Genomic DNA, 12997 nt, shown 5'->3' with positions numbered 1-12997 from the left:
CATTGTAAATTACAATTATTAACGAACCATTCAGATATTTTTTCTCCCGAAATGTATCAGTCCTTATCGAATCACACCGAATCTAATCATACCTAAGAATACAGGGGGGCGCAATGAGATCTTAATGGTTAATTAATAATCATAGTGTATCATTGTAGTACTATCCATGTGGCAATTACCCTATTGCCTTAACCAAGTAGTGTTCTATGCTTTATCACGAAAACTTAATTACACTTAATAGCCTGTTTATGAATCCTAAAAAGGGAAAAAGTAAAGGGGTTTGTTATGGTCTTTCATCTAAATATTTAGATGCATTATTTTGTAACGATAGAGATACCCTCTATAAGCGTCTCGAATTGATTGAACAATACCAAGAAAATCCAGAGGAGTTATTGCATAATATTCAAAAGGTATATGATAAAATTAGATTATCAATCCCCCAAAAACCTGTTCTAACTCATGAGGAGCTTGCATGCCTTGAAGTTCGTCCTTTTTTTGAATGCATTACATTACAGCTTCATCCTGATTTTTATCCCGAAATCTATAATCAACATGTAATGCAAAACTACAGTGCAAATCATACAATTTCAGCGCCCAAACAATTAGAAAATGCAGCTCCCCAGCTTTTGCATCGCTCTTATCATGCAAAAAATAAACAAGAACTTATTACTTATTTTGAACAACTAAAGTTGTTACTCCAATCATGTGAACAAGTGGTTGGCTTTATCATAGAATCTGATGAGCATGCAATTGCTTTAAGCTACAATCAACAAAAGGACGTTTGGGAATTATTAAATGCAGATAATTTAATTAAGTCTGAAATCACTGGATTTTATCATCAGGAACTAAATAGTGTTGAGTTGGCAGAGGCATTGTATCAAGCGCTTAATCCGCAGATTGAAATTGATGAAGAAGAGGAAAGTGAATGTGAGCCCTCTGAATTCACAATTTTTAGTATGAGTTGTTTTGGTTTAAAGTCCGATCCAACCCTGGCGTATCAAGTCAACGATATTAGCCTTCCTATTGATAGAAATATATTACGCAGAACAAATGAAGATAATGTATCGATTTTTTTTCTTGCTGCCCAAGCTGGTGATATTGACGCCATGAAAGCAATGCTGCCGCACCTGCACGACATTGATGAGGCGCGATATGATGGCGAAACCCCCTTATCAATTGCTGTACAGGAAGGTCACATTGACGCTGTAACATTTTTAATTCAAAACGGCGCAGATAAAAGTCATTGTAATGAGAAAGGAGAGTCTATGCTGCACTGTGCAGCAGCGATGGGTCATTGTGATATTATAGAATATTTAATTTCATTAGATTTAGATATTGACGAGGAAGACTTAAATTTTAATACCCCGTTAATGAGCGCAATTTATAACAATAAAGAAGAATCTGTGTTTAGTTTATTAAAAAATGGAGCAGATGTTAATGCTCTCGATGGAAATCAATTCTCACCCCTACTTATTGCTGCATATATGGACAATCCTGAGATACTAGTCGCATTAATTCATGCTGGTGCAAATATAGACTATCAAATGGAAGATGGTAGCACAGCACTAGATATAGCATTATCCAGGGATAACCTGGAGTCTGTAAAAATCATACGCTTATTTTTATCAATTAAAGAGCAAAACCATACGCTGAATTCTATTTCACAAAAAGCGTATAAGGAAAGACTGTTAGAAGTTGTTGCATCTAATTCTTATTTAGTTGATGGCCAAGAGAAGCCAACGGCTTTTTTTGAAAAAATGTCTCGGAAACAATTATCTGATATTCGTCCTCAATCTGATATTACTCATAATGAATATGACAACAACTATGGTTTAATTAAATGAATTTAACTTGAGCGTGACGTTTCCTAGAGTAATATCTTAACTTAGTATCCTGAAGGCAGGTCTTGCTTTTTGGGGAAATTAGAGAAGACAAGTTAAAGGCAATCCAAGTGGAGCGTTGTATTAAAAAGTTATCCCGTCTGGATAAAGATGAACTGATTAATGAGCCTCATCTACTTAATGTTTCGTTCTATTATTAAAGAATGTAAAAGAGTTAGGGCATTGAATGCAGAATTATGATTTACGAAAAAAATTATTCACCAATATTCTTCCTTACGATGGAGAGGTTTATTATCAAGGATGCATTTTAACTAAAAATGAGGCAGATTATTATTTTGAACAATTATTCACACAAATTTCCTGGAAACCAGATGAAGCAATAATTTTTGGTAAGCATGTTGTCACTAAACGAAAAATAGCATGGTATGCCGATAAGCCTTTTTCTTACACCTATTCAAGAATTACCCGCCAGGCTCTTCCCTGGACAGACGAGTTATTAATTTTGAAATCTTTAATTGAAAAAGAAAGTGGAGAAACATATAACTCTTGTTTGATGAATCTATACCACGATGGAAGTGAGGGGATGGCGTGGCACAGTGATGGAGAAAAAGATTTAAAAAAAAACGGAGCGATAGGGTCATTAAGTCTTGGAGCTGAACGCAAATTTTCTTTTAAAAATAAGAACTCAAAAGAAGTTATTTCAATTGCATTACCCTCTGGAAGTCTTTTAGTAATGAAAGGTCATACACAAACTCATTGGTTGCATCGTTTGCCACCAACAAAGAGAATACAGGAGCCACGAATCAACTTAACGTTTCGTACTATTGTTTCATCATGACGAACGAAACTGTTTCTATAACTATGTGGCTCCTACTTTAATAGACACTAAAACACGACCAATAAAAGTGTTGATTGGTCTCCAGTATCAGAAGATTGTAAGCATTATTTTCTACGTGTATCAGTTATCGGAATGAAAAAAATACCCTTAAGTGTTTCATTATTCGTGGTTATTGGATTTACCTGATGCATCTTCAGAGGATGCAAAAGCTATTAAAAGGAATGCACCATTCTATACACTAGCGGCTAATTTCCCACAGAATTGTATCTCATGCAGGGAACAATGCACTAAAGGTGATGAGTGTGGTGTTGGCCAAAGCTGTATCGCAACTGCTTGTGGGAATCGATGTGTTAAACAAACCGCAGATTAATTCATGTGTAAAGTCCTGGGTGCAAGCAACTAGGATAGGATTGCTGGAAAATATGCGTCACTAATTGTTTCTCAATTTTTGACGAACTTGATGTGAGTCTTCTGCTTTATTAATTATATTTTCAATGTTTGACTGGTAATGTGTCAAACTTATTGATTATACATTCCGTTGAAAGTCAAATCTATTTATAAAGTCCAATGATAGTGTCAGGCAGCAATTCTGATTTTAAGTGTTGCGTTTGTCTTCCTCATACAGCACTGTTGGGAAGTAATCGCATTACTAGGCTTCCATACTCAGCCATTCTCACTTAATGGCATCTCACGCAAGAGTATTTGATGGTAGAAATATTTTTTCTCTTCATCTAACAAAAAAGAACACTCACTACTATGGAGTGGAACATAAATAAATGTTATCGTTTCTTCAAATATAGTACTTACTCTAGTAACATTAGGTCATTTTTTCAAACAATAATAACCTATTAATTCCATTAGCTAATGATGCCGAATGTCAACACCAGGATTTTGTGAAAAATCTGGCACGGCAATTCTGTCGTTTTTACACGCCGCTTCCATTTTGAGCTTTATTTCTTTTTTCCAATCGCTAGGGTTATCTCCCTGTATGCCTAGAGCTTTTCTTAACCGCTCATTTTTACATATTTCATCCGTTAAATTTTGAGCTGATTTGGTTGATGTAGAATAGGATTGAAAAAGGCCTCTAGTTTTACATACGGTCTTTAATAAGAGATCCACTGCCTCCTCTAATTTTGTAGTCTCACCTTTCATATAGTGGATGTTTATTTTCATTAGATTTTGGTGGATGTAAGCCTCTTTATTATCTTTATTTTTTGAGATGCGGCTACTTGTGAAACTACGATTTGTAGTTACTTGTTTCAACTCTGGATTTTTATGCAATAGTTCTTTTACTTTATCATCTGATAAATTTGCATAGGAATTTTCATTAGATTTTGGGGCTACAACCCTTTGTTGAACTTGGGAAATACCGGATATAGGCGCATGAACAAATTGTTCTTTTTGGCGGGCATATGCGCTCATCATGTTATCCCATCCTTTTTGATATCTTTCTTCAAATTGAGGATCTAATTTCATTTGTTGTTCGTAAAATTGATGGAAATTAGGTGGATTGGCCACAGAATCTTTACTTGGTGGTGATACTTGATAGCCAGGTATTAGATCAAGTGCGTACTGAGCTGGGCCAAGTACCTCATGTATACTATGAAGACCGCCACTTACCATATAGGCAGATACTGCTGCCAGGTAGTTTTGCTTCTCTTCCACACTACCAAAATTGCCGTAATTTTCCATAATTCCCATAAATAGGCTAGTCATGCCTGATGGGCCAGCTGCATAGACTGCATCATTTTGAATCAAGTCTCTGGTAAAGGGAGAGTCTAAATTGGCACCTTGATACTTGGCATCAGGGGTCCAGCTGGATCTGTCTACATCTAAACCCTCTTGGTTTTGACCCACTAACATAACTCCCATTTGGCTGGAAAATGTTTGTGGGAGTGGGCCCTGACGGCCTCTAGTTGGATCAGCAGTAAATAATTCGGAACCGTACATTTTTCTATCTGAAATAAATTTCAATTTCATACTGTCGAAGTTTTCAAAAAATGCCTTAGGATTATCACGATATTCCCCATCATTATATTCCTTAACTAACTCAAGCATTTTTCCTGTGGGCTCATTACGATTAGGAGGGAGCACCGATTCAGGTAAGTTCCGCATTTGCTTTTGAGCAAATAAGAACTGAATAAACATGATTTGATTCAAGTCCTTAGGATCATTTTTTTGTAAAATTTCTTTTACTTGATCCATTGTAATTGGTTCTGGTTGCGAACCAAAACCTGTTTGTTCTTTACGACTAGTCAAGTTTTCGGCGAAAGTCGATAGTATATCATCAAAACCTTGTTCCTCCATTTGCTGAATCACATTAAGCAGGGCTTTTGATACATGTCCCACTGATTCCATCATTTTGTCTGTTGGATTTTTGAGTAAGGCGATTTGCATTTCAGATTCAAAACGCCTTGCTAAGGGGTTTTCATATTTTTCCTGAGCTGTTTGCTCATAAGCACTATTTTGAATGGCTGAAGCAATGTCGCGTAATAGAGTTTGTTGTTCTTCACTCTCAAGTTTGGATGCAAGAGAGGTAAGTAAGATAGCGGCATTTTTAGGATTCTGCTCATGATTTTCAATTAAAATTTTCATTTCCTTAATTGCTTGCTGAACATGTTCATTATCAGTGGTTTTGGCAAGCTCCATTAAGTTGTGCAAAGCAAAAAAGTAGGCTTCGGTTTTGGATTTAAAGGGTGACTTTTCAACTTTAACTTCCTGAGCAATAGCCTGTAATGCTTCTTTTGCTTGCTGAATACCGATACGCAGATCTGTATCAGGATTAGTTAGGCCTTGAATCAATTCTTTAAATTTTTGACCTTTAGGCGATTGAAACACTTCATTATCTAAATTCATAAACGCAGTATGATCTTTTGAGTTCCTCGGAACTTTGCTAATATCGGTACCAGTTATATAGCAATATAAACTTAATCCCATGAGATAGGCATGTTCTTTGTCTGCAGAGAAAGGGTCACCATTTGAATCCCCGTTCTCGAATTGTGGAGAACGAAATCCAAGTGTATATTGTAATAATCCTTCTTTTTGTATTTTATTGGGATGAACGAGACCATCTTCAGTATTTAAGAAGGTTTTTGTATCAGCAATAAGAACCTGATCAAATTCATTGATTAAAAAGTTAGTTGGTTTTGCATCTGGAAAAAAAGCATTATTTTCTTGAAATCTTAAGAAAATATCGGTCATTTGCCCATAAATATTGACTGTATTTAAAATTTGTGTATCTTTTAATTGAGAAAGAATTTTTTGTTTGTCTTCAATGTTAACTTCTTCTTGCCCCGCCAAACCAAATTCTTCATATAATTTGTGTAGTGCTTCCTTATCGGACTCTTCTATAAGTCCAGCTATGTCTTTTTGGATGAGGGAAATTTTATCTTGTACTTTCATGCCATGAGATAACACATCTCCTTTAGCGCAAAACTCAGTAAGTTCCAGGCTGTAGACGTAGCCGGAATTTCCAGGCTGTATGGCATGCTTTGTCGCATATATTTCTGCTATTCCATCTTTAACAGAGGTTTCTTTGATCCGTTCATAAGCTTTTCGGGAGTTACCTTTATTAGGGGTTATTTTTAAAACTTGGCGCGCACCTGTTTCGTTATCAGTAAGTAAATAGTTTTTAGCATTTTCACCACCTAGATATTTTATAGAATATCTATCCAATCCAGGTATAATCTCATCAAATTTTTGATGAAACGTTTCGTCATTAAACTTCCTTGGGTCTGATAGAAACCCTGTAATATCTTGTGCGTTTTCATAACTTAAATTACTCAAGCCTTGTGCTAGATTGGTTCCTAGAGGTGGATATACTTGGGAACGTAATTGAGGATTATTTTCTACAATATTGTGTAGACGATTGTTCACTTTAGCAATGAGATTATTTAATGTTGCTCTATCTGAGTTTGAAATGCTTTCTGAGGCAATTAAATCCCGTAGAGCATGTTTTAACTTAGAAAGTTGAAAATAGTTTTTCTCAGTATTTTCACCTACCAGTCTAGGATCAATTTCACTCAATAAACGAGTTGCTGTTGCAATGGGTGTTGAGACTTGTGAGCCAAACATGCGTGCAATGAAGCCAGGCTTGGTTTCTTCTTTAAATAATAAGGCAGAAGGGATGCTCTCCGTTTTTTTACAATTTTCTAAATCCCACTGATTTATTTGTTTTGCACTATGACCAGGGCAACCAAGATGAGTAAGCTCCTGGTTAATCTGCTGAGATAAATCTTGATAAAATTCAGTGTAATTAAATGAATTCATTATTATTGCGGCAACCGCGCTTGTGCCCCCAACATTGGCATCAATTTTGAGTAATTGTTGACGAACTTGTAATAATGCCTCCGCTTTCTTAGCGAGGGAGGCTTTGTTATATATACCAATTAACCGATTTAATTTTTCTAGGTCCCTATTAATGTCATCGATATATGTATCATGTGGGTCATTTTTATCAAAAAGTTTAACTTTTTTAATCATAGGGCACCCCTGTACTGACATTGTAATTACTGAAGTAATTAATTTTTAAAACTAACAATAGCTCTGCTATCAATGTAGTTTTGTAATGAGTTACCATATTTATCCGTTAACTCAAGTTTAATCCCTGCTTTTAAAAAATCATCGACTAATTCATTAATTATCTGAGATTCAATATCCTCTTTTTTTGTTTCATGTAATAAACTCATTATCGCCGTTCTTCCATACTTATCTTGTTGATTAATATCTATTTCATCTACATTAAATATTAACCATTTGACCAGCTCAGTGTTTAATGACATTACTGCATAATAAAGGACATCTTTTCCATATTGATCCTGTAAGCTCACATCCGCGCCTTTTTGGATCAGAAATTTTACATTATCAATATGCCCTTGGCTTGCTGCGAGCATCAAAGGAGTCTTTAGCTGATTATCTTGAGCGTTTAGATAAGGTTCTTTGGCAAGGTTTTCCAATATAGAGTCTTTACCGGATAAAGCGGCATAATGAATTGGTAATCGACCGACCTTATCTGAGATAGATAATAATGATTCATCTTGAATTAAAACATGGATACACGGATCCTGGTTGCTTAAAATTGCGCGATGAAGGGGGCTGTGCGAAGTTGAATTTTTCAATCTCAGCACGCCAGGGTGATGGGCACGCATGTCTTCCAAAATGGAAGTAAATCCATTGTCTGCTGCGATATGGGCTAGGGTATTATCACTGTCATCAGTTGCGGTTATAATTCCAGGGTTATTTTTTAATATCTCACAAAATATAGCTTCTTTCTTCTCCATGATATCAATCTTATTTACCGCATTAACAGTTGATGGCATGGATAAAGCCAGATGAGCTGGAGATTGTCTCAGGCGAGTCTTCAGCGTAGTGGAGGCTCCGAATTCGAGTAAAATTTGTACCGTAAAATGATGCCCATAAAGTGCAGCAATATGCAATGGGGTAAGTTGTGCACCTGTTGCAAGATTAATGGCTCGATTATCTTTTTCTAAAATGCTTTTCAGATATACATCATATCCCTTTTTGCTGGCATATTGTAGCGCATTCATACCGTCTAGATGGTCAAATTTTTCCGAAGCTTTAGTGGCAGTAATATCAGCAACTGAATTAAGAAAAGTCACAATTTCTTGTTTGAGAAGGGTTAATTTTTTTTCAATAGTCGCAGAACTTTTATAAGGGGGTTGTTGACTGATATTCTGCAAATACCATAATTCTAATTTGCTAACATCGTGTTGAGAAGGTGCATTGATGTTTAATGATAGAGATCTTTGTAGTTCTTCCCATTTAGGCACAGCGTTCTCCCATAAATGTATTTAGGCTTTAATTTATTATAATACACTGAGGCGAAATAAATCAAATTGATTTAAATTTGACGGTCGACTGCTATTTGATAATAGGGTTATGATTAAAAAATGTAAGTAAAATCCCTAGGTAATGGCTTTTTTTGGTGAAAATCGACTTCTTTATAAGCAAAAATGGAATATGTTTTTCAATTTTTCAAATATTCCTTCTTCTTTAGGGGGGGGGGAGTTTTGGATGGGCACAAGATCAGGATATTTTTTGCTCATCCAGTGAATAGTATCTTTCCAGGCAAGATTAATATTTTGGGTGATTGTTTCATTATCTCTAAATAAGCTAAAGAAATCGTTGTAGTTGCCGGCATGGGGTCCATCGATTTTATAGGCATCGAGTAATCCTAATCGCTCATGTGGGACAGTAAGCACTTCGTGAATACTGTGAAGCCCTCCTCCTACAATAAATGACATGATGGCCAAGATGTATTGATGATGCTCTTCCATGCTTTCAAATTGCCCCATAAATAACATGCTTGCACTTAACAGTGATGTCATTCCGGAAGGCCCAGCAACATACGGAATCTCCCGGTTAATAAGGGATTGAGTGTAACTTGAATGAAGATCTGCTTTTTGACAAATACAATCAGGATTCCATGAGGTCTCAAATAACGGGAACTCTTCTCTATCTTCAGGGGTGATACAGATGCCTAATCTTTGAGATTCTTGAGGTATAAATTTATCTCTACCTCTGTCGCTATATAAAGGAAACGATGTATAGCTCCAGAAAAAAGGGCCAATATCGGTATCTATACCTTCATTTTCTAAAATAAACTCTTTTAAGCTCCCTTTGTAGCCAAAGGTTTTGATTTGATTTTGAATCTCTAAATCAAGAGCACTTTGACAATAAACATTTCGCATGAACATGAAATGAATTAACATTATTCTGGCAAGATTTTTTTCTTCCTTTAGTGTTTCAATAATTTGCTTAATATCCGGGGTATTTGGATAACGTCCAAAAGCTAAAGGAAGTTTAGGTTTCCCCGGATTTTCGAGATCAGGTCCTAAATTCTCCAAAAACTTCTTGAAGAGAAACTCATCATAATTTTTTTCTATAAATTGAATAATATTGCTACTTACTTTATTGATACAACTCCATGTTGCGGGGCTTGGATTTTGGAGCATTCTTATTGCAAGATTGGATTCAAAAATTCGAGCTATTCGACAATCTAGGTTTTCTGCACTAATTTTACTTTGTTTAAAGTAATTTTGAAAAGAGGGATTTTTTGTTGCATCAACCACATGATTAATAAATGTTTTAAGAGGGGGGGAAATCCCAGGATTTTGCTTTAAGTGATGCTTTAAAACAAAGGCAAGAGTTATGAAAGAGTGTTCGTGGTTATGAAATAAGTTTTTGATATCGGGAACTATAGATCGGATAAATTGTTTGTCTTGAATTGATTCAGCATTATAACTAGAGAGCTTTGTGATTAATAGAGCGTGCACATTCAGTTTTTCTTTACCAGGAAGCTGGCATACTTCTTGAAAAAAATTGGGCATAAGATTCTAAATATAGACGTATTTTGTAAAATTATATCACATAATTTTCACTTTAAATCAAGCAATGAATGAGTTCAGGCTATAAGAGTCATCTCCTAGAGAATAGGACCGTTTAGGTAAATGCTCAGTTCCAATCTGTCTTGATATGCATTATATAATGAGTTAATTGAACTGTTCTACCACAGTTATCAGATCGGCAGGTATAGGGTTGTATTCGGATACAAATTTCATGTTTTAACAACTTCGTTGCCTTTATAATGAAGGCATATCGCGTCCTTTAACCTGTCGCGTTGGCGAGTGAATTCTGGGGACTCGGATGTCCCAGAATTTTTAACGAGGTAGCGACACGCTTGTTATGAAGATGCAAACTATTGGACTGGATTACGGCAAATAAAACCTATTTTTTACCGGAATTATTATCTCCTGTAAGTTCCAGTTAAAATTAACGTCGCATAATCAAACTTTAAATATTTGTTTAATTATGAGATCAATTTTATAGCTGATAGCCTAATTTAATACCGCTGAAAATTAGGCCAATTAGAGCAATCACACAAAAAAAAGCCCCCATATAAAATGTAATTGATGCTCCAAAGTGCTCCCACAAAAAACCTGCGAGCATACTTGCGACGAACATCATCAACCCACTCGCTAAATTAAAGAAACCAAAAGCGGTTCCTCGTAAATCCACTGGAGAAATATCTGCGACCATCGTTGCCAGTAAGCCTTGTGTCATCCCCATATGAATCCCCCAAAGCGAAACACCTGCTATGAGCGTCGTCCAATGGTGATTTATTGCAAGCAATACATCGGCAATACTTAAAATAACTATGCCCATCATTAATAGTCTAGAATGACTCATGTGATCGGCAAGTTTTCCAAACGGATAAGCAGAAATAGCATAAGTGAAGCTCATAATAACCATTACAATCGGAGCTACAGCAATTGGCATTCCAACATCAATAGCCCGTAACACCAGAAAAGCCTCACTAAAACGAGCAAGCGTGAAAATCGCACCAATAATAACAAGCCACCAATAGGCCATATCTAAACGAGATAAATTTTTACGATTCAGTGGATTGATACGTTTTTCACATGGCACAGGAGTTCGAGGTTCTTTGATTCCAAAAATAAGAAGCATAACGGATACGATGCCAGGAATGACTGCTATCCAAAATACAATTCGGAAATCATTTGCAAAAAGGATCATTAATGCGACTGCCAATAAAGGACCAATTACCGCACCTACAGTATCCAATGCTTGACGAAGTCCAAAAGCACTGCCTCTTAACTCATGGGGTGCAATATCAGCAACAAGCGCATCTCGAGGGGCTCCTCTCACCCCTTTTCCTATTCTATCAAATACACGAGCGCCTAAAACCACACTGCTTGTAGACGCTATGGCAAACAATGGTTTTGATATAGCCCCCATTGCATAACCTATCACAGCAAGAGCTTTTCTTTGTCCCAAATAATCACTTAGCGCGCCCGAAAATATTTTGACAATGAGTGATGTTGATTCTCCTAAACCTTCAATTACTCCGATTACAAAAGTGCTTGTGCCTAAGGCAGTGGTTAAAAACAAAGGGAGTAAACTATGAATAATTTCAGATGAAATATCCATGAGCATGCTGACAAAACCTAAAGTCCAAATACTTATGGGGAGTTGTGATAAAACTGATTTGGATTCATTTTGCATAACGAGTGCTTTTGATCATTTCAAAGAGAGTCATTGCTTGGCCAACTGGCTTAGAATATTAATTTCAGTATTAAATGAAAAAAGCCCTATTGCAAATAGAAAATAAAACAATCCAAAATAGGATAAACGAGAGCTGGTCAATTCACTTTTTTGGAGTAAGAGGTAGAGCCCCCAAATTGATAATAATGTAATTACAGCTCCCCACAAAGACGCCGCATCTAAAATCCATGGTGTAAAAAAGATTCCTAAAGCGCTTGGAATGGTCGCTTGAATCATCATTGCTCCACTAATATTAGCTAAAGCGAGTATTTGTTTTCCTTGGCGAACCCATATTATAGCGTTTAATATTTCTGGAAGCTCTGTAGCTATTGGACTTAATAATAAAGCAACCATCTGGGGAGGCAAGCCTAAAGCTGGTCCTATCGTTCCAAGTTGCTGGACAAAAACATGTGAGCTTATGAAAATAACAATGAGCGACAAAAGAGTTTGCAATAAAGCCCAATTATGTGAAGGACTATCATCATGGGGTCTTATTTTCAGGGGCTCTAAAAAATCCAGGTGTTCTGGATCATCCGTCCCCTGTATTTCCTGCTTTACATAAAAAGCGTAGGCGATCAGAAATCCTATTCCTAACCATGGTTTATAGCTAAAAACAGCGAGCCCAAGTAAAATTTTTACTACAAATATTTTCATAAACCAGATCTGATCATGTCCGAGACGAAGCTCTGTTGTTTTAGATATCAATGGTTTTCTTGAATGGTTTTGGATAAAAAACGTCAATCCAACAATAGAGTAAGCGATGGTTGATAATACTAAAGGCCCGCCGATTGCGGCGCCAATGCCAATTTCCTTTTGTGCCGGCGTATTACCAAATACTACGGCTACGAAAGTGACTACACTTTCAGGTAGGGCCGTCCCAAACGCTGCAAGTATTGTACCGGTAGCATTTTTACTTATGTTAAATTTATGTCCAACCCATTCTATGGCATTAACAAAATATTCACAGGAAATATAGATTGCTATAGCGGACACGAAGAGCAGAAAAAGAGCTAAAATCATTACTCATCCTGGTTGTAATCATTTAACTTTATAAACATTAGATATTGGTGATTATATACTGTTTGTCTATCACAATGTGAGACAATATCTGAATTTCTCTATCTGTAGAACACCCCCAGAATGACATACGGATGAATATGTCCATTTTTAGTAAGTAGTGAGGGTGAAAATCCAGTGACGAATTCCCCCCCGACTACATCGCTGATTATGTCCA

General features: G+C 36.3%; 8 protein-coding genes. 3 read left to right on the top strand and 5 right to left on the bottom strand.

Annotated elements, in window-relative coordinates:
- The first annotated feature begins 206 nt into the window (after window positions 1-206).
- From EL220_RS16615 to EL220_RS16605, 3 genes are all read left to right on the top strand, one after another.
- Entirely contained in the window at window positions 207-1844 is a 1638-nt protein-coding gene (locus tag EL220_RS16615) for an ankyrin repeat domain-containing protein (protein WP_027272556.1), read from the top strand.
- 223 nt (window positions 1845-2067) lie between these two features.
- Window positions 2068-2679: an alpha-ketoglutarate-dependent dioxygenase AlkB family protein gene (locus EL220_RS16610; RefSeq protein ID WP_027272557.1), complete on the top strand. Its 612-nt coding sequence runs from the start codon at window positions 2068-2070 to the stop codon at window positions 2677-2679.
- A 151-nt stretch (window positions 2680-2830) separates the two neighbouring features.
- On the top strand, window positions 2831-3049 hold the full coding sequence (locus EL220_RS16605; RefSeq protein ID WP_232002518.1) for a hypothetical protein: 219 nt from the start codon (window positions 2831-2833) through the stop codon (window positions 3047-3049).
- A 491-nt stretch (window positions 3050-3540) separates the two neighbouring features.
- Here EL220_RS16605 and EL220_RS16600 read toward each other — a convergent pair whose 3' ends face one another.
- The 5 genes from EL220_RS16600 to EL220_RS16580 all read right to left on the bottom strand — a co-directional run bounded on the left by EL220_RS16600 (window position 3541) and on the right by EL220_RS16580 (window position 12783).
- The gene (locus EL220_RS16600; protein ID WP_027272558.1) at window positions 3541-7161 is read right to left on the bottom strand and encodes a protein kinase family protein; all 3621 of its coding nucleotides are present in this window, start codon (window positions 7159-7161) and stop codon (window positions 3541-3543) included.
- A 38-nt stretch (window positions 7162-7199) separates the two neighbouring features.
- Window positions 7200-8468, bottom strand: a complete 1269-nt coding sequence (locus tag EL220_RS16595) for an ankyrin repeat domain-containing protein (RefSeq protein ID WP_027272559.1) — start codon at window positions 8466-8468, stop codon at window positions 7200-7202.
- 171 nt (window positions 8469-8639) lie between these two features.
- Window positions 8640-10028 (bottom strand): hypothetical protein, encoded by a 1389-nt coding sequence (locus EL220_RS16590; RefSeq protein ID WP_027272560.1) that lies wholly within the window; start codon window positions 10026-10028, stop codon window positions 8640-8642.
- Between the two features lie 493 nt (window positions 10029-10521).
- On the bottom strand, window positions 10522-11724 hold the full coding sequence (locus EL220_RS16585) for an MFS transporter (RefSeq protein ID WP_027272561.1): 1203 nt from the start codon (window positions 11722-11724) through the stop codon (window positions 10522-10524).
- A 30-nt stretch (window positions 11725-11754) separates the two neighbouring features.
- Window positions 11755-12783: a sodium:calcium antiporter gene (locus EL220_RS16580; protein WP_128130950.1), complete on the bottom strand. Its 1029-nt coding sequence runs from the start codon at window positions 12781-12783 to the stop codon at window positions 11755-11757.
- Window positions 12784-12997: the final 214 nt, after the last annotated feature.

The sequence above is a fragment of the Legionella sainthelensi genome, from assembly GCF_900637685.1.
Taxonomy (GTDB): domain Bacteria; phylum Pseudomonadota; class Gammaproteobacteria; order Legionellales; family Legionellaceae; genus Legionella; species Legionella sainthelensi.
The sequence above is the reverse complement of the archived record's forward strand: the minus strand, read 5'-3'. Positions and strand labels throughout refer to the sequence as shown.